Source organism: Enterobacter sp. HK-058-C-ECC (assembly GCF_047531125.1).
Classification (GTDB): Bacteria; Pseudomonadota; Gammaproteobacteria; order Enterobacterales; family Enterobacteriaceae; genus Enterobacter; species Enterobacter quasiroggenkampii.
In genome coordinates this window covers 367,625-385,505 of the sequence record NZ_JBLKCH010000003.1, presented here as the reverse complement: position 1 = coordinate 385,505, position 17,881 = coordinate 367,625, and the positions used below count along the sequence as shown (strand labels likewise).

At 57.9% G+C, this 17,881-nt stretch carries 19 protein-coding genes; 4 read left to right on the top strand and 15 right to left on the bottom strand.

Going from position 1 to position 17,881, the window contains the following annotated elements; genetic code table 11:
• Positions 1-225: 225 nt before the first annotated feature.
• The 3 genes from rpoD to rpsU form a co-directional block, all read right to left on the bottom strand.
• On the bottom strand, positions 226-2,073 hold the full coding sequence (rpoD, locus tag ACMWJS_RS09930; protein ID WP_023333459.1) for an RNA polymerase sigma factor RpoD: 1,848 nt from the start codon (positions 2,071-2,073) through the stop codon (positions 226-228).
• A gap of 274 nt (positions 2,074-2,347) precedes the next feature.
• Positions 2,348-4,093: a DNA primase gene (dnaG, locus tag ACMWJS_RS09925; protein WP_262752000.1), complete on the bottom strand. Its 1,746-nt coding sequence runs from the start codon at positions 4,091-4,093 to the stop codon at positions 2,348-2,350.
• A gap of 114 nt (positions 4,094-4,207) precedes the next feature.
• On the bottom strand, positions 4,208-4,423 hold the full coding sequence (gene rpsU, locus ACMWJS_RS09920; protein ID WP_001144069.1) for a 30S ribosomal protein S21: 216 nt from the start codon (positions 4,421-4,423) through the stop codon (positions 4,208-4,210).
• 236 nt (positions 4,424-4,659) lie between these two features.
• Between rpsU and tsaD the strand changes: the two genes are divergently transcribed.
• Positions 4,660-5,673: a tRNA (adenosine(37)-N6)-threonylcarbamoyltransferase complex transferase subunit TsaD gene (gene tsaD, locus ACMWJS_RS09915; protein WP_414747006.1), complete on the top strand. Its 1,014-nt coding sequence runs from the start codon at positions 4,660-4,662 to the stop codon at positions 5,671-5,673.
• A gap of 87 nt (positions 5,674-5,760) precedes the next feature.
• On the opposite strand, the gene ureG is transcribed toward tsaD, so the two are convergent.
• From ureG to ACMWJS_RS09870, 9 genes are all read right to left on the bottom strand, one after another.
• A complete protein-coding gene (ureG, locus tag ACMWJS_RS09910; protein ID WP_008503187.1) occupies positions 5,761-6,378 on the bottom strand; it encodes an urease accessory protein UreG in 618 nt (205 codons plus the stop codon).
• 9 nt (positions 6,379-6,387) lie between these two features.
• Positions 6,388-7,062 carry an urease accessory protein UreF gene (locus ACMWJS_RS09905; RefSeq protein WP_229226314.1) on the bottom strand — a complete coding sequence of 225 codons (675 nt, stop codon included), beginning with the start codon at positions 7,060-7,062 and terminating at the stop codon, positions 6,388-6,390.
• Entirely contained in the window at positions 7,062-7,601 is a 540-nt protein-coding gene (locus ACMWJS_RS09900) for a HupE/UreJ family protein (RefSeq protein WP_414747005.1), read from the bottom strand. Before ACMWJS_RS09900 ends, ACMWJS_RS09905 begins: the two co-directional genes overlap by 1 nt.
• Positions 7,602-7,610: 9 nt before the next feature.
• Positions 7,611-8,075: an urease accessory protein UreE gene (gene ureE, locus ACMWJS_RS09895; protein WP_126534136.1), complete on the bottom strand. Its 465-nt coding sequence runs from the start codon at positions 8,073-8,075 to the stop codon at positions 7,611-7,613.
• A gap of 9 nt (positions 8,076-8,084) precedes the next feature.
• On the bottom strand, positions 8,085-9,788 hold the full coding sequence (ureC, locus tag ACMWJS_RS09890) for an urease subunit alpha (RefSeq protein ID WP_024906477.1): 1,704 nt from the start codon (positions 9,786-9,788) through the stop codon (positions 8,085-8,087).
• Positions 9,781-10,095 (bottom strand): urease subunit beta, encoded by a 315-nt coding sequence (locus ACMWJS_RS09885; RefSeq protein ID WP_196346545.1) that lies wholly within the window; start codon positions 10,093-10,095, stop codon positions 9,781-9,783. The genes ureC and ACMWJS_RS09885 overlap by 8 nt, the downstream gene beginning before the upstream one ends.
• 10 nt (positions 10,096-10,105) lie before the next feature.
• A complete protein-coding gene (locus tag ACMWJS_RS09880) occupies positions 10,106-10,408 on the bottom strand; it encodes an urease subunit gamma (RefSeq protein ID WP_003862556.1) in 303 nt (100 codons plus the stop codon).
• A 10-nt stretch (positions 10,409-10,418) separates the two neighbouring features.
• Entirely contained in the window at positions 10,419-11,246 is an 828-nt protein-coding gene (locus tag ACMWJS_RS09875; RefSeq protein ID WP_262811137.1) for an urease accessory protein UreD, read from the bottom strand.
• Between the two features lie 147 nt (positions 11,247-11,393).
• Positions 11,394-12,407, bottom strand: a complete 1,014-nt coding sequence (locus ACMWJS_RS09870; protein ID WP_414747004.1) for an alpha/beta hydrolase — start codon at positions 12,405-12,407, stop codon at positions 11,394-11,396.
• Between the two features lie 148 nt (positions 12,408-12,555).
• Here ACMWJS_RS09870 and ACMWJS_RS09865 point away from each other — a divergent pair, with 148 nt between their 5' ends.
• Complete coding sequence (locus ACMWJS_RS09865) at positions 12,556-12,978, top strand: MarR family winged helix-turn-helix transcriptional regulator (RefSeq protein ID WP_023617355.1); 423 nt, start codon at positions 12,556-12,558, stop codon at positions 12,976-12,978.
• Between the two features lie 38 nt (positions 12,979-13,016).
• Here the strand turns inward: ACMWJS_RS09865 and ACMWJS_RS09860 are convergent, their stop codons facing one another.
• Together ACMWJS_RS09860 and plsY are read right to left on the bottom strand one after the other, a co-directional pair.
• Complete coding sequence (locus tag ACMWJS_RS09860; RefSeq protein ID WP_045909990.1) at positions 13,017-14,483, bottom strand: MFS transporter; 1,467 nt, start codon at positions 14,481-14,483, stop codon at positions 13,017-13,019.
• Positions 14,484-14,573: 90 nt separating this feature from the next.
• Positions 14,574-15,188, bottom strand: a complete 615-nt coding sequence (plsY, locus tag ACMWJS_RS09855) for a glycerol-3-phosphate 1-O-acyltransferase PlsY (protein WP_008502955.1) — start codon at positions 15,186-15,188, stop codon at positions 14,574-14,576.
• Positions 15,189-15,295: 107 nt separating this feature from the next.
• On the opposite strand from plsY, the gene folB reads away from it, so the two are divergent.
• Positions 15,296-15,664: a bifunctional dihydroneopterin aldolase/7,8-dihydroneopterin epimerase gene (folB, locus tag ACMWJS_RS09850; protein ID WP_023309215.1), complete on the top strand. Its 369-nt coding sequence runs from the start codon at positions 15,296-15,298 to the stop codon at positions 15,662-15,664.
• A gap of 105 nt (positions 15,665-15,769) precedes the next feature.
• Positions 15,770-16,591 carry an undecaprenyl-diphosphate phosphatase gene (gene bacA / locus ACMWJS_RS09845; RefSeq protein WP_023617357.1) on the top strand — a complete coding sequence of 274 codons (822 nt, stop codon included), beginning with the start codon at positions 15,770-15,772 and terminating at the stop codon, positions 16,589-16,591.
• Between the two features lie 13 nt (positions 16,592-16,604).
• Here bacA and ACMWJS_RS09840 read toward each other — a convergent pair whose 3' ends face one another.
• Positions 16,605-17,846: a multifunctional CCA addition/repair protein gene (locus ACMWJS_RS09840; RefSeq protein ID WP_045910159.1), complete on the bottom strand. Its 1,242-nt coding sequence runs from the start codon at positions 17,844-17,846 to the stop codon at positions 16,605-16,607.
• Positions 17,847-17,881 lie beyond the last annotated feature (35 nt).

The window sequence follows — 17,881 nt, the reverse complement described above, 5'->3', positions numbered from 1 at the left end:
CCCTGTAAAGCCCGCCCTCTCGGCGCATCCATGCGCCTCGCCCCGGCCTGCAGGAAACGCCTCAGCGATTTACAGCCGGACCAGAGCATCGCTGAAAGTCTTCACTCGTTCTGAAACAAGGTTATTGCTTCTGCTTATAAATTACTGGGGAGCCCACAGTCCAAAGGGAGAGGGAATAAACAAAAAAAAGCTCCCGATTGGGAGCTTTTTCACGGTCAGGACAGGTTAGTCGTCCAGGAAGCTACGCAGCACTTCAGAGCGGCTTGGATGACGCAGCTTACGCAGCGCCTTCGCTTCGATCTGACGGATACGTTCGCGGGTAACGTCGAACTGTTTACCCACTTCTTCCAGCGTGTGGTCGGTGTTCATATCGATACCGAAACGCATACGCAGGACTTTCGCTTCACGGGCGGTCAGGCCAGCCAGGACGTCGTGCGTTGCGGCACGCAGGCTCTCGGTGGTGGCAGAGTCCAGCGGCAGCTCGAGGGTGGTATCCTCGATGAAATCACCCAGATGCGAATCTTCATCATCACCGATTGGTGTTTCCATGGAGATTGGCTCTTTGGCGATCTTCAGCACTTTACGGATCTTGTCTTCCGGCATCAGCATGCGCTCGGCCAGCTCTTCTGGCGTCGGCTCGCGGCCCATCTCCTGCAGCATCTGGCGGGAGATACGGTTGAGCTTGTTGATGGTCTCAATCATATGCACCGGAATACGGATGGTGCGCGCCTGATCCGCGATAGAGCGGGTGATAGCCTGACGGATCCACCAGGTTGCGTAGGTGGAGAACTTGTAACCACGACGGTATTCAAACTTATCTACCGCTTTCATCAGACCGATGTTGCCTTCCTGAATCAGATCCAGGAACTGCAGACCACGGTTGGTGTATTTCTTGGCGATAGAGATAACCAGACGCAAGTTCGCTTCAACCATCTCTTTCTTCGCACGGCGGGCTTTCGCTTCACCGATGGACATGCGACGGTTGATGTCTTTGACCTGCTCGATGGTCAGGCCGGTCTCTTCTTCAATCTGCTGCAGCTTCTGCAGACCGCGATAGACATCGTCCTTCACGTCGTGCAGTTTTTCAGACCATGGCTTGTTCATCGCGATAGCCGCGTTGAACCAGGTTTCGCTGGTTTCGTTGCCGGTGAAGAGGGTGATGAAGTTCTTCTTCGGCATTTTGCACTGCTCAACGCACAGCTTCATGATGATGCGTTCCTGGGTGCGTACGCGATCCATCATCACGCGCATGCTGTTCACCAGGTAGTCGAACTGTTTTGGCACCAGGCGGAACTGTTTGAACACTTCAGACAGCTTCAGGATCTCTTCCTGAGCGGCAGCGTGGCTGCGGCCTTTCGCTTTGATGGTGTCACGCGTCACTTCGTACTGGGTACGCAGCTCGGCAAACTTCTCACGCGCCAGTTCCGGGTCGATGCTGTTGTCATCGTCCGCGGTGTCGTCGTCGCTCTCTTCCTCATCTTCGTCTTCGTCGTCATCCATCTCTTCCTGAGACAGCTCAGAACCGACGTGAGTGGCGGTAGGCGCCATATCTTCTTCAGCGTTCGGGTCGACAAAACCGGTGATCAGGTCAGACAGGCGCGCTTCTTCCGCTTCAACGCGATCGTACTGCTCCAGCAGATAGGTGATCGCTTCCGGGTACTCGGCAACAGAGCACTGAACCTGGTTGATCCCGTCTTCGATGCGTTTTGCGATGTCAATTTCGCCTTCGCGGGTCAACAGTTCAACGGTACCCATTTCGCGCATGTACATGCGGACCGGGTCAGTGGTACGCCCGATTTCAGATTCCACGCTGGACAGTACCTGTGCAGCAGCTTCTTCCGCATCTTCGTCAGTGTTGTTGGAGGTTTCAGCCAGCAACAGATCATCGGCATCCGGTGCTTCTTCCATCACCTGAATGCCCATGTCATTGATCATTTGGATGATGTCTTCGATTTGATCTGAATCGACGATATCTTCCGGCAGATGGTCATTGACCTCGGCATAGGTCAGATAGCCTTGCTCCTTACCACGTTGGACAAGAAGTTTCAGCTGTGACTGCGGGTTTTGCTCCATAAGACGGTATCCACACTTAATTCGTTTGATTGGTGTCGGCGATGGGGCTGCCAACCTTTAAAGCGAGGGCGTACTTATATTTTTGCCGCTGCCTCTCAGTGCGGCTGCCGGGGGCTTCCCGATCGATATTCGGCACTTAAGCCGTTAAATACTTCATCCTTCACGTTGTCTCTGCGTTAGCTGCGTTCTCTCATCCTGGTCATGTACTTATGTACACTCCCAGGACTTCGTTCGCTTGCTGCCTTGATACAACGCGAATGATTTTGTCTTTCACTTATTTTCTTGCCAGTTCCTGGTTAATCATCCAGAGCTCCCGGCGTTCTTCGCTGCTTAAACCGTGTGTGCGCTCGCGAGCTATCAACTCTTCCTGGCGCAGCTCAAGCATCGAATCAAACATATGGTTGAGTGAGTCGGTGAACGTTTTTTCTGCAATGTCCTTATCTGCTATATCGTCCCACATCGACAATTTTTCAAGGGTAGCGGCCTCTTTTGTGCCGCGATAATGCTCTAAAAGTTGTCCGGTGGTCAGACCTGGCTGAGACAAACACGTGTTGACCAGTTCTGAAAATAAGCCAAGTCCGGGCAATTTTTCGTGGTCCAAACCCGCCAGCGACGGCACCTGCGGCGCCAGCTCGGGGTTTTGGACCAGTAACCCTATCAGTATACGCATGGTTGTACGTTTTAGCTGAGGCGCGGGGCGAACCGTGCCGTTTTCAGCCTGTTTAGGCATTAAACGTTCAAGCTGGCTGTCATCCAGAATGCCGAGCTTGTTGCCTAGCTCCTGACGCAGGTAGATGCGCAGCGTTTCGCCGGGCACTTGACTGATTAACGGCAGCGCCAGCGTGCTGAGCTGCGCGCGCCCGTCAGGGGTACTCAAATCGACCTGCGGCATCAGGCTGTTAAACAAAAACGTGGAGAGCGGCTGAGCCTGCTCCATCCGCGCTTCAAACGCCGCTTTACCCTCTTTACGCACCAGCGTATCCGGGTCTTCACCGTCGGGCAGGAACATAAAGCGCAACTGACGCCCGTCGGTCATATAGGGTAGCGCGGTTTCCAGCGCGCGCCAGGCGGCGTCGCGTCCGGCGCGGTCTCCGTCGTAACAACAAATCACGTTGTTGGTCACGCGGAACAGCAGCTGAATGTGATCCGCTGTCGTGGACGTTCCTAACGACGCCACCGCGTAGTTGATGTCGTACTGCGCCAGCGCAACGACGTCCATATAGCCTTCGACGACCAGAAGACGCGGAGGTTCCGCGTTATCCTGCTGCGCCTCATAAAGACCGTAAAGCTGGCGGCCCTTATGGAAAATATCGGTTTCCGGAGAGTTGAGGTACTTCGGCAGGGCATCACCCAGCACGCGACCACCAAAACCAATTACCCGGCCTCGCTTGTCGCGGATTGGGAACATCACCCGTTCGCGGAAGCGGTCGTAGCTTCGTCCCTGGTCGTTGGTGACCAGCATGCCTGCATCGATGAGAGATTTACGATCTTCGCTATTGCCGCCAAAACGCTTTAACACGTTGTCCCAGCCGGGCGGGGCGTAGCCAATAGCGAAACGCGCAATGACATCGTCGCTCAGTCCGCGCTTGTTCAGATACTGACGCGCAGGCTCAGCCGCAGAGTGCTTAAGAGACTGTTGGTAAAACGAATTCAGGCCATCCATCAGTTGATACAGCGTTTGCCGTTGATGGCGCTCGATCTGACTTGGCCCACTGCCTGCTTCATACGGCACTTCAAGGTTATGCATTGCCGCCAGCTCTTCGACGGTTTCAACGAACTCGAGCTTGTCGTAGTTCATTAAAAAATCAACGGCATTACCGTGAGCACCACAGCCGAAGCAATGGTAAAACTGCTTTTCACCGTTTACGGTGAAGGAGGGGGTTTTTTCGTTATGGAACGGACAGCACGCATGGTAATTCTTGCCCTGCTTTTTCAGCTTTACCCGCGCGTCGATGAGATCGACGATGTCGGTTCTGGCGAGCAGGTCATTGATGAAAACGCGTGGGATTCTTCCGGCCATATGCCCCAAAATTTAAGCGACTTATAAACGAAAACAAGCCGCGCATTCCTTCCGGAAGCACGGCCTTACGACTATTACTCTGTCTGTCAATTGAGGGCTGAGGCCCTCAACCAATTAGTACAGACGAGTACGGCGTGCGTTTTCGCGAGCCAGTTTCTTCGCGTGACGTTTCACAGCGGAAGCTTTAGCGCGCTTACGTTCGGTCGTTGGTTTTTCATAAAACTCACGACGACGAACTTCAGCCAGAACACCTGCTTTCTCGCATGAACGTTTGAAGCGACGCAGTGCTACGTCGAACGGCTCGTTTTCACGTACTTTAATTACCGGCATGTAACTCTCACCTTTAATAAATTCGGTTTGCCGCTGGCATCAACGCCAGCTTATTTCAAAATGGTGCGGAATTTTACTGCAAATGCTGCTGCTTTGTAAAGCACCGATGCGATTTTGAAAGGGACTTTAATAAGGGTGAGGAGTATACACGAGCCTTCTTCCTGGGGCGAACAAAGTTTTACATCAACCCGCCCAGGCTCTACACTGCGCGGTATTGAAACGAGGTAAAACAAGTCATGCGTGTACTGGGTATTGAAACATCCTGCGATGAAACCGGCATCGCCATTTACGACGACGAACAAGGGCTTCTGGCCAACCAACTGTATAGTCAGGTGAAATTGCACGCTGACTACGGCGGCGTCGTGCCTGAACTGGCCTCTCGTGACCACGTGCGTAAAACGGTTCCCCTGATTCAGGCGGCGCTGAAAGAGGCCGGGTTAAGTTCAACCGATATTGATGCCGTAGCCTATACCGCCGGCCCGGGCCTGGTCGGCGCGCTGCTGGTCGGCGCGACGGTTGGCCGTTCGCTGGCCTTCGCGTGGGACGTGCCGGCCATCCCGGTTCACCATATGGAAGGGCACCTTCTGGCGCCGATGCTGGAAGAGAATCCGCCTGAATTCCCGTTTGTGGCGCTGCTGGTCTCCGGCGGCCATACGCAGTTGATTAGCGTCACGGGCATTGGCAAGTACGAGCTGCTGGGCGAGTCGATCGACGACGCCGCCGGTGAAGCGTTCGACAAAACCGCCAAGCTGCTGGGACTCGATTACCCAGGCGGCCCGATGCTGTCCAAAATGGCGTCGCAGGGAACGGAAGGGCGCTTTGTCTTCCCGCGTCCGATGACCGACCGTCCGGGGCTGGACTTCAGCTTCTCCGGGTTGAAAACCTTCGCAGCCAACACGATCCGCAATAACGACGACAGCGATCAGACCCGCGCCGATATCGCCCGCGCGTTTGAAGATGCAGTGGTGGATACGCTGATGATCAAGTGCAAGCGCGCGCTGGATCAGACCGGCTTCAAGCGTCTGGTGATGGCGGGCGGCGTCAGCGCCAACCGCACGCTGCGCGCGAAGCTCGCCGAGATGATGCAAAAGCGTCGCGGAGAAGTGTTCTACGCGCGTCCGGAATTCTGCACCGATAACGGGGCGATGATCGCCTACGCGGGGATGGTGCGCCTGAACGCTGGCGCAACGTCTGACCTGAGCGTGTCCGTGCGTCCGCGCTGGCCGCTGGCGGAACTGCCTGAGGCGTGAGTTTTTTTGCCCGGTGGCGCTGCGCTTACCGGGCCTACAAAACCGTAGGCCGGGTCAGGCGAAGCCGCCACCCGGCAACAAACCGCACTACACCCGCAGCATCCCTTTCTCTTCCAGAAACGCAATAATCGTCCCCAGGCCGTCCCCCGCCTTCAGGTTGGTAAACGTCCATGGACGCTCGCCGCGCATGCGGTTGGTATCGCGTTCCATCACCTCCAGCGAGGCGCCGACGTACGGCGCGAGATCGGTTTTGTTGATCACCAGAAAATCGGATTTGGTGATCCCCGGTCCGCCCTTGCGCGGAATTTTTTCCCCTTCGGCCACGTCGATCACGTAGATGGTCAGATCCGCCAGCTCCGGGCTGAACGTCGCGCTCAGGTTGTCCCCGCCGCTTTCCACGAAGATCAGATCCAGATTACCGAATTTCTCGCTGAGCGCTTCCACCGCCGCAAGGTTCATTGAGGCATCTTCGCGGATGGCGGTATGCGGGCAGCCGCCGGTCTCCACGCCCACAATGCGCTCCGGCGCCAGCGCGCCCGCTTCGGTCAGGATGCGCTGATCCTCTTTGGTGTAGATATCGTTGGTTACCACCGCAAGATGGTAGGTATCGCGCATCGCCTTGCAGAGCGCTTCCAGCAGCGCGGTTTTACCCGACCCTACCGGGCCACCCACGCCCACGCGCAGGGGATGTTTGTAATCAGCCATGTTGACTCCTCAGGAACGGAATAGTCGTGAATATTGGGTTTCGTGGCGCGCGGAAGCGATGGCGGACAGCGGCGTTGCTGCGCCCAGCGCGTCGTCGCGACGTAAAAAGGCCTGTTCAAGCCCAGCGGCAAAATGGTCGCTCAGTTCGATAATCAGCTGCTGCGCGGCCTGCTGCCCAAACGGCACCAGCTTAACGCCCGCCATGACCGCGCTCTCAATCCAGCTGTATCCCAGGCTCAGCGCCAGCTCGCGCACGTCAATGCCCCATCGCACGCCGAGCCACGCCATGCCGCAGAGCTGGCTTTGCCTGCACAGCGCCAGCCATTCTGCCGGGCAGTCCGGCTCCCAGCTTTTAATCAGGCGCGTAAAGGCCGCCCCGCGGTTGCGTTCTTCTTCACGCAGCTCTCGCGTTTCCCGGCAGGCGAGCAGGTATGCCGTCCAGCGTTTGGCCGTTGCCAGATCGTGCCGATCGCAGGCCTGACAGAGACGGTGAAACAGCGGCAGATCGACGCAGAAAAAACTCTGCTCCATCTGCTGGATCTGCCAGCGTTTAAAGGCGTCGGCGTCCGTGACCCAGCCCGCCTCAACGGCCCACTCCAGCCCCTGCGACCAGGTAAACGACCCGACCGGCAGGCTGCTGCTGGAGAGCTGCATCAGGCGCAGCCTCTGACGGGCGTGCTCCATCAGCTCATCAGCGCCAGCAGGGCGGAAACAATCAGCCCGCCGCCAAAGGTTTTACGCAGCCCGTCGTGACGGCGCAGCAGCACTCCTGCGGCGAAACTGGCGCACAGCACCGTGGCGCTGGCGAACATAAACCCGCTGGTGAAGAGCCAGAAGTTATGGCCGGACATCTCCACGCCGTGCGCCCAGCCGTGGAACATCGCCAGGGCAGGCACCGCCAGCAGCAGGCGATTTTCGGTTTTAAACATCATCACGCCGCTGACCGCCAGCGAGGCGATAATCAGCATCTCCATGCCGCTAAAGCCGCCGAGCAGGCTGCCCGCAACGGCGCCGACAAGCATCATCCCGAGGGTGGCAAACGGCAGCAGGAGCCTGCGGCCGCTCAGCGCTGAAAGCACGCCAGCACCGGTCAGCATCAGGAGATGATCGAGCCCGGTCAGCGGATGGAAAAAACCGGCCTGAAAGCTGTCGGCGCCGTGGCCGGGATGCGCGAGCGCGGGAACGGAAAAGGCCAGCAGTAACAGGAGGAGTAACTTGCGCATGATGGATCCTTAATGTGAATGGGTATGAGCGTGGCTATGGCTGTGGGCATCGCTGGCGTACGCGCCCGCTTCCGGTTCAAACGGCAGGCTGGCGTAGGTTACCTCCAGCCCAAACTGGCGCAGCATGTCGTCGAGAACGTGATCGTGGTGATAGCGCAGCTCGCCGGGCATGACCTGCAGCGGCACGTGGCGGTTGCCCAGGTGGTAGCAGGCGCGGGCGAGCAGGAACGGATCGGCGCAGCGCACCACGGAGACCGACTCCGGGGCGGCGATCACTTCGATCACTTCGCTGCCGTCGTCGGTGGTCAGCAGGTCGCCCCCGCGCAGCAGCAGGCCGCGCGGCAGCATCAGCCCGGCTTCGCGGCCGTCGTTAAGCGCCACGCGGGCGCGGCTTTTCACCCGCACGTCAATCGGCAGCGTGACGCTGGCGGTAGTCGGGTGCGCGTGGTCCAGGCGTTGGGTCAGATAAATCATCATCACTCCTCAAAACAGGAAATAGCGTTGCGCCATCGGCAGAACGTCAGCCGGTTCGCTGGTAATCAGTTCACCGTCGACGCGCACCTCGTAGGTTTGCGAATCGACGGTGATGTTCGGCTGCAGAGCGTTGTGGATCATGTCGGCCTTTTTCACCGTCCGGCAGCCTTTTACCACCGCCGTGGCGCTCTGCAGGTTGAGCTGCTGGGGGATACCGTTCGCGTGAGCCGCCTGCGAGACAAACGTCAGCCGCGTGGCGTGGCGCGCGGCACCCAGCGCGCCAAACATCGGGCGGTAATGGACCGGCTGCGGCGTGGGGATTGAAGCGTTGATGTCACCCATCGGCGCACAGGCGATCATCCCGCCTTTGACGATGGTGGCGGGTTTTACGCCGAAGAACGCCGGGGACCAGACCACCAGATCTGCCAGCTTGCCCGCCTCAATCGAGCCCACTTCATGGGCGATACCGTGGGTCAGCGCCGGGTTAATGGTGTATTTGGCGACGTAGCGCTTCACGCGGAAATTGTCGTTCTCGCCGGTCTCTTCCGGCAGCGCGCCGCGCTGGACCTTCATGCGGTGCGCCACCTGCCAGGTACGGATAATCACTTCCCCGACGCGGCCCATAGCCTGCGAGTCTGACGACGTGAGCGAGAACGCGCCGATGTCGTGCAGCACGTCTTCGGCGGCGATGGTCTCCCGACGAATGCGGGATTCGGCAAACGCCACGTCCTCGGCGATATCCGGGTCGAGGTGATGACAAACCATCAGCATGTCGAGATGCTCGTCGATGGTATTGACCGTGTAGGGCAGCGTCGGGTTGGTGGAGGAGGGCAGAATATTCGGGTGTGCGCAGGCGGTGATGATATCCGGCGCGTGGCCACCGCCCGCCCCTTCGGTGTGGAAGGTGTGGATGGTGCGCCCGCCAATGGCGGCCAGCGTATCTTCGACAAACCCGGACTCGTTCAGCGTGTCGCTGTGCAGCGCCACCTGAATGTCCATCTCTTCGGCCACCTCCAGCGAGCAGTTGATCGCCGCAGGCGTGGCGCCCCAGTCTTCGTGGATTTTAAGCCCGATGGCACCCGCGGCAATCTGTTCGCGCAGGGCGTCCGGATTGGATCCGTTACCTTTGCCGAGCAGGCCGATATTCACCGGCAGCGTATCGGCGGCCTGCAGCATGCGGGCGATATACCACGGCCCTGGCGTGCAGGTGGTGGCGTTGGTGCCCGCCGCGGGTCCAGTGCCGCCGCCGATCATGGTGGTGACGCCGGAGACCAGCGCCTCCTCCGCCTGCTGCGGGCAGATCCAGTGGATGTGGGTGTCGATCCCACCTGCGGTGACGATCTTCCCTTCGGCGGCGATGACTTCGGTTGCGGCACCAATTGGGATCGTCACGCCGGGCTGAATGTCCGGGTTGCCGGCTTTGCCGACGGCAAAGATCCGCCCGTTCTTGACGCCGATATCGGCTTTCACGATCCCCCAGTGATCGACGATCAGCGCGTTGGTCAGCACCAGATCCACGCAGTCGTCTGCGGTCATCTGCCCCTGACCCATGCCGTCGCGGATCACCTTCCCGCCGCCGAACTTGACCTCTTCGCCGTAGATCGTGAGATCGTCTTCCACTTCAATCCACAGCTCGCTGTCGGCCAGCCGCACTTTATCGCCGGTAGTAGGGCCGAACATATCGGCATAGGCCTGGCGCGAAATCTCAGCCATGTTTCACCTCACCCATTACCTCGCCGCGAAAGCCGACAATGCGCTGCGCACCCGTGACCTGAACCAGCGTCACTTCGCGCTTCTGGCCGGGCTCAAAGCGCACGGCGGTGCCTGCCGGGATGTTCAGCCGGTAGCCCCGGGTGACCTCACGGTCAAACTTCAGCGCCGGGTTGACCTCGTAAAAGTGATAGTGCGATCCGACCTGGATCGGCCTGTCGCCGTGATTTTCGACAACCACGGTTTGGGTTTCGCGTCCGACGTTGATCGCAATCGCGCCGGGCTGGATCTGGTATTCGCCTGGGATCATCACGCGCTCCTTAGACGATCGGGTTGTGGACGGTGACGAGCTTGGACCCGTCCGGGAAGGTGGCTTCCACCTGAATGTCCGGGATCATCTCCGGTACGCCCTCCATCACCTGGTCGCGGGTCAGGACGTGGCGGCCTGCCTCCATCAGCGAGGCGACGGTTTCACCATCGCGCGCGCCTTCCATGATGAAGGCGCTGATCAGCGCGACCGATTCCGGGTAATTGAGCTTTACCCCGCGCGCAAGGCGGCGTTCGGCAACCAGCGCGGCGGTGAACAGCAACAGCTTGTCTTTTTCTCTGGGGGTCAGTTCCATAACGTTTCTCTTATGTCTGCCAGATACGCGGCGAACAGGCGGTTTTGGTGGTGAGAAGCGGGCGAAGCGACTGCCAGACGTCGCGCATCACCCGCTGACAAATCAGGTTATCGTGGGAGAGAAAGCGCACCGACATGAGATCGTCTGCGAGCGTGGCGCCCGCATACGTATCCAGCGGGGCGAGCAGCGCACGCGCCGCGTCGAGATGTTCTTCTCTGGCCGGGTAGAACAGCAGCGTGCCAATCCACGGATGCCCGGCGACGGGCGTGAGATCGCCGTCGGCAAGGTGCTGACGTTCAATCAGGCGTGGCTCGTCCTCAACCCAGACTTCAAGGCGGCTTTCCAGCGTGCCGTGGCTGAAGGTCTCATTGATTACCGGTCGTCCCAGGCAGTACAGTTCCCACGCCAGCAGCGTGCTGGAGGCCTTCAGGTGGAAGACGGAGCGCAGCGCGGCATTCGCACCGGGGAAGATAATGGTGTCCTGCGGCAGCCACTCCAGCGTGGATCCCTCATCGAGATAAAAGTGCTGATGCAGGCGAGCCTGCGGGCCGCTGCTGCGATAGAACTTGCTGGCGCCGGGCATGGTGATAAGCGCATGGCTTTTGGCGTCCAGACGCACGGTGATATCCAGCGTATCGCCGCCCACAACCCCGCCCGGCGGGTGCAGAAGATAGAGGTGGCAGGTCTCGCCTTCGGGATAAAATGGACGCTGAACGGTAAGCGGCCCGACGTGATGAGCGGAGTGCAGGAGGGTTTTCTCAGGGGTGTGACAAAACTGCAGGGCAAGCGACGCCTGCCAGCCTTTGTACGAATTATCAGTGACCTGAGCTGCTAACATGCTGCATCCATCTGCTCATCATCGGGTCGTTTCAGTATGCCCTGGCAGAAATGAAGGCTGTCATATGAGTCGCTTATGGATAGCGGTTAAGACGAAACAAAAAAGCACGCCCGGAGGGCGTGCTGTCTGACAAACATCGCGATGCCGTTATTTCAGGTGCTCATGCAGCGCTGCGCCAGCCTGCTCCAGGGCAACCTTGACCGTAGGCTCTTCGCTCAGTGGATTGAGCAGGCCGTAATCGTGGATCATGCCGTTATAGCGCGTGACGGTCACCGGGACGCCAGCCGCATCCAGCTTACGCCCGAATGCTTCACCTTCATCCCGCAGAACGTCCAGCTCAGCTGTCTGAATCAGCGTCTCCGGGAAGCCTTTCAACTGCGCGGCGCTGGCGCGAAGCGGAGAGGCAAGGATATTGTTGCGATCGGCCGCGTTGGTGGTGTAGTTATCCCAGAACCATTTCATCATGTTTTTCGACAGGAAATAGCCGTTCTCGAACTGGTTATACGAGGCAGTATCAAAATTCGCATCGGTCACAGGCCAGAGCATGACGTTGTAGCGAATTTTTGGCCCATTAAATTGTTTTGCCTGTAGCGCCACGGAAGCCACCATATTGCCGCCCACGCTGTTACCGACCAGACCCAGACGGCTACCGTCCACGCCAATTTCCTGACCGTGCTCGGCTACCCATTTTGTCGCTTCAAAGGCCTGATGAATGGCCACCGGGAAATGGGCCTCAGGTGACGGCGTGTAATCAACGTAAACCGCTGCGGCACCTGACGCGCGAACCAGATCTCGGATTAAGCGTTCGTGAGTTGGGAAATCACCCAGCACCCAGCCGCCGCCGTGGAAGAACATAAATGCCGGGAGCGTGCCGGTCGCGTTTTCAGGTTTCACTATTTTCAGTTTGATCGCCTGACCATTTACCTGGATCGTTTTTTCTGAAACCTGAGCGGGCGGCAGTTTTGCGCCTTGCTGCGCGCCGATCAGTACCTGGCGGGCCTCCTGCGGGGTCATCTGTTCCATTGGTTTACCCTTGCCCGAATTCAGAACATTAAGAAATGCCTGTACGCCTGCGGTCGGAATAGGGGTATTGGTGGTGTGAGCGGACGCTGCAGCAGACGCGAATACGGAAGAAACCAGGATGGCGGCTAATGTTTTCATGGTAGTACCTCTTTAAGCGAGTGTTAGACAGTGATGTTAATTAAGTAGTGCGCTATTAAGTTGTTGTTATAATACTTGCGCGCAAGATACTTTTAGTCAAACTTTATTTATAATTTTTTTATAAAACTGGCTAAGGGTTGAAAGAGAAATGAAAGAAAACAAGACGTTAGATGATTTACTTTGCTTCTCACTGTACTCAGTCACCAACGCGTTCGTTCGGCAATATCGTCCCTTATTGCAGGAAATGGATCTTACCTATCCGCAATTTGTTGTTTTGATGGCGCTTTATGAGAAAGACAACATTCCACTTCGCGATCTCAGCGATAAGACGTTTTTTGATTCGGGCACATTGACCCCGCTGGTGCAAAAGCTTGAGGCCAAAGGGTTTCTCAACCGTATCGCGGTTGTGGGTGACGAAAGAATGAAAAATGTCGTTCTGACGGAGAAGGCTAACGCACTGAAAAAGCAGGTGATGGCGCTGCCGGACCAGATACGCTGCAGCATGCGGATGAATGATGAAGAGCTTGAGATGCTGAAAAAACTTTCCCGAACGCTGCTGGATGATTTGTAAGAATCCTTCGGTGGGGTTAACCCACCGAAGCGAGGTCATTAGCGGTAATCCTCCGCATCCACATCATACCCCGATGGCTCCCAGCGGATCGCCAGCAGCGAGGCCAGGCCGATAAACGGCGCCAGCGCAATTACCCAGAACACGGCGGTATCCAGCGAGGCGACCAGTAGCGGGAACAAGAACAGCGACAGCGTCGAGCTGCTGCGCATCAGCGTCTGGTTAAGGCCCACGCCAACGCCGCGCAGCGAGGTCGGGTAGCTCAGCGAGGCAAACGTCATGGTATGTGCGCCCGGTCCGAAGCCCTGGCCGAACAGGAAGAGCGCCAGCATCGCCACGGCAAGCACGCCTTCGGTGGCGCCTTCCGGACGACCAATCAGCCCCAGGCCCAGCAGCGCGACCAGCTGGCAGGCGTAACCCGCCAGCGACATTCGCCATGCGCCGAAGCGTGGCACGTATCGTACCGCCAGCAGTCCGCCAACGAAGGCAAACAGCAGGTTAAGCGCCAGAGATATCAGGATGGTGGTCAGCATCGACTGGACAAAGAAGCTGGAGATGATCACTGGCAGACCAAACGCCACCGCGTTATAGGCGAACGAGGAGACGACGGACAGCAGCGTGGCGAGCGTGGTGCGCCGCAAGTAGATGCCGCGGAACAGGTTCAGGTAGTTGGACCATTTCGCTTTATTCACGACGGGGGCTGGCTGGCTCAGCGCATCCTGCGGCACGTGGGCATTGATGTTGTATGAGTGGCGTAAAATGGATGCTGCCTCCTTCAGGTTGCCCTGATTTGCCGCCCAGACCGGCGATTCGCTCATATAGCGGCTGCGGATGGCAATAATCACCAGCGCCGGCACGGCGCCAAAGCCGAGAATCAAACGCCACAGCCAGTCGCTGTGGCTTTCCGGCAGCACGGCGTAGAAGAAAAGCACCAGCAGGTAGGAGATACTGATGGCGGCATACCAGGTGGGGCACCACATGGCGACGCTGGAGGCCTTATTGCCGGGGCCTTTCAGCCTGGCGAACTCGCTTAAAAACGCCATCGCCACGGGAAGGTCGATCCCGACGCCAAGCCCCATGACAAAGCGGGCACCCGCCAGCACATATTCGTTCGGAGCCAGCGCACAGGCAATAGCCGCTACGACGAAGAACACCATATCAGCCATAAAGACGCGATAGCGCCCGATTTTATCCGTGAGATAACCGCCGAGCAGCGCCCCGACAATGGCGCCAAAGGTAATGGCCGAGGCCACCATGCCGGTACCGGCGGGCGTCAGGTTAAATTCGCGGGTGATGTCTTTAATACCGAAGGCCAGCGCGCCCAGATCGTAGGCATCGAGGAAAATCCCGCCCAGCGCGATACCGACCACGATACGGGCGTTGGCCCGACCCTGAGAACCGTCATTAACGAGGCGTGAGACATCCGAGGCGCTGCGCACCCACTGGATGTCGCCATCGGGGTGTTTTCCTGCCGTTGAAAGGGGAGTGGTTTCTGTGATTTCTGCCATTTTCTTCTGATGTGGTTGTGTTGTGTCATTAACAGTTACCACAGGCAGAAGGTGACCAAAATCACATTTGGCTATAAGGCATAACTAACCTTACGGGGCGTCTTTTTTCTTCCTCTTGAGCTTCGTCCAGATTTTTGTCTCCTGACGACGCCACAGGCGCTGAATATTATCGTGATGACGCAGCAGGATAAGGCAGGAGAGCATCGACACCGGGAAGGTAAACTGGGGTTTAAACCACCAGACGTAGAACGGCGCGATCAGCGCGCTGACGATGGCGCCCAGCGACGAATAGCCGCTCAGCAGAATGGTCAGTAGCCAGGTCCCGGCCATCACGCCGGTCAGGTCCCAGCCGATTGGCGCAATGGCACCAAAGGCGGTCGCCACACCTTTGCCGCCTTTAAAGCCGAAGAATACGGGCCAGATGTGGCCGACACAGGCAGCAATCGCAATAAGCCCCAGCCAGAACGGCGTGACGCCCAGCGCATACGCGCCCCAGACGGGCAACATCCCTTTCAGAACATCAAAAATCAAAACCGCTACGGCTGCTCCCTTGCCGCCAATTCGTAGTACGTTGGTCGCTCCCGGATTCCCGGAACCACTTTCACGCGGGTCAGGTAACCCGGCGATGCGGCAGACCAGAATGGCGCTGGAGATTGAGCCGCAAAGATAGGCGAGGAGGATCATTCCAGGCGCGATTGCACTCATAACGCTGTTCCGTTTTGAAAATGTATCTGTATTCTCAGCATCTGTGGATAATACGCATAATTCGCCGGAAGTGGTATCCGGTTTAGCCAAAAAGCAGGCAGGTCGTGATGGATATTGTATTTATAGAGCAACTTTCGGTAATCACCACTATTGGTGTTTACGACTGGGAACAGACCATCGAGCAGAAGCTGGTGTTCGATATCGAAATGGGCTGGGATAACCGCAAGTCGGCAAAAAGTGATGACGTGAATGACTGTCTGAGCTACGCCGATATCAGTGAAACGGTCATCGCCCACGTTGAAGGGCAACGTTTTGCGCTGGTCGAACGGGTGGCGGAAGAAGTCGCAGAACTGCTGCTGAAAAAATTCAACTCACCGTGGGTGCGCATCAAGCTGAGCAAACCGGGCGCGGTGGCGCGCGCCGCCAACGTTGGCGTCATCATCGAGCGTGGCACAAATCTGAAAGGCAAGATTTAACGTCATAATAGCTAAACCCTTTTAGGTTATATCTGTCTTATAGCTGTATCTTTCACGGTAGCCGTTGGGGCGACCGTTTTTTTATATTTTTTTAGGGGTTTATAGATGAGCGATATGCACTCGCTGCTGGTGGCGGCAATACTGGGTGTGGTCGAAGGATTGACGGAGTTTTTACCGGTTTCCAGTACCGGCCATATGATTATCGTTGGCCATCTGCTGGGCTTTGAAGGCGATACCGCCAAAACGTTCGAAGTGGTTATCCAGCTGGGTTCGATTCTGGCGGTGGTGGTGATGTTCTGGCGCCGTCTGTTTGGCCTGATCGGTATCCATTTTGGCCGTCCGCCGCAGCACGAAGGGATGAGTAAAGGCCGCCTGTCGCTGATCCATATTCTGCTCGGGATGGTCCCGGCAGTGGTGCTGGGGCTGGTTTTCCACGACGCCATCAAATCGCTGTTTAACCCGATTAACGTGATGTACGCGCTGGTGGTGGGCGGCTTCCTGCTGATCGCCGCGGAAGTGCTGAAGCCAAAAACGCCGCGCGCGGAAGGGCTGGACGATATGACGTATCGTCAGGCGTTTATCATTGGCTGCTTCCAGTGTCTGGCGCTGTGGCCGGGCTTCTCACGTTCAGGCGCAACCATCTCCGGCGGGATGCTGATGGGCGTAAGCCGTTACGCCGCGTCAGAGTTCTCTTTCCTGCTGGCGGTGCCGATGATGATGGGTGCCACCGCGCTTGACCTCTATAAAAGCATCGGTTTCCTCACCACGGGCGACATTCCCATGTTCGCCGTTGGCTTCATCACCGCGTTTATCGTGGCGCTGATTGCCATCAAAACTTTCCTGCAGCTGATTAAGCGTATCTCGTTCATTCCGTTCGCGATCTACCGCTTTATCGTCGCGGCTGCCGTGTACGTGGTCTTCTTCTGATGACCAACCGCCCTCAGTCTTTCGGCTGAGGGCAATGCTTTTCCTTCCAGTCAGAGACCGCCTGAATTCGCCGTTTCGTGAGTTCTTCGCGAATTTCCGGTCCTTTGAATCCCGCCTCGACGACGTCCTTCGTCGGCACCGCTTTCGCTACCTCCCAGGCTTTACGCAGTAAACGTCCCTGCGGGTAGTCGCACGCTTCAAACCCGGTACGCCCGCGCACGTCAGCTTCGCTGGTCAGCGCGATTTGCTCCACGCGCTGGGGTTTGCGCCAGGCGTCGATGTTATCGAAAAGCTTAACGATGGTGGCCGGTTTCAGGATGGGGAAGGTGTGGATCAGATCGTGGAATTCAGCCACCAGTTTCGCCAGATCGCGGATTTCGTTCGGCACGCGCAGACGCTGGCACAGCCCCTCGACCAGCTTCACCCCGGCCGGACCGTGACCGTGGTGCCGTGGCCAGAGCTCTTTTGGCGTTAAGCCTTTGCCCAGATCGTGGCACAGGGTGGAAAAACGCACGTCCACGTCAGGGCTGAGCATGGCCGCCATGCTCAGGGTCATCAGCGTGTGCACGCCGGTATCAATTTCCGGGTGCCATTTCGCCGGAGCCGGGACGCCAAACAGCGCGTCTATTTCCGGGAACAGCACCTTCAGCGCGCCACAGTCGCGCAGGACCTGGAAAAAGACCTGCGGGTTACGCGTGGTGAGGGCATTCTCCGTCTCTTTCCAGACGCGCTCTGGCGTCAGGTGTTCAAGCTCGCCCGCCTCGGTCATGGCGGTCATCAGCGCCATTGTCTCATCGGCAATACGGAAGCTGAGATGGGCGTAACGCGCGGCAAAACGCGCCACGCGCAGCACGCGGAGCGGATCTTCAGAAAACGCCGGGGAGACGTGGCGTAAAAGACGGTTGCGCAGATCGTCCTGGCCGCCATAAGCGTCAACAATCTGGCCGTGCTCGTCCTGCGCCAGCGCGTTAATGGTCAGATCGCGACGCAGGAGATCTTCCTCCAGCGTGACGTCAGGCGCGGCATAGCAGGTGAAGCCCGTATAGCCCGAACCTGATTTCCGCTCGGTACGCGCCAGGGCATACTCTTCGCGGCTTTTCGGGTGCAGGAACACGGGAAAATCGCGGCCTACCTGCTGGTAGCCCGCGTCGAGCATCTCTTCCGGGGTGGCGCCCACCACCACCCAGTCTTTATCTTTGACCGGCAGACCTAACAACGCATCACGAACCGCACCACCGACCAGATAACTCTTCACGCCTGACACTCCCGTTTTCTCTTTTCCAGAATGAT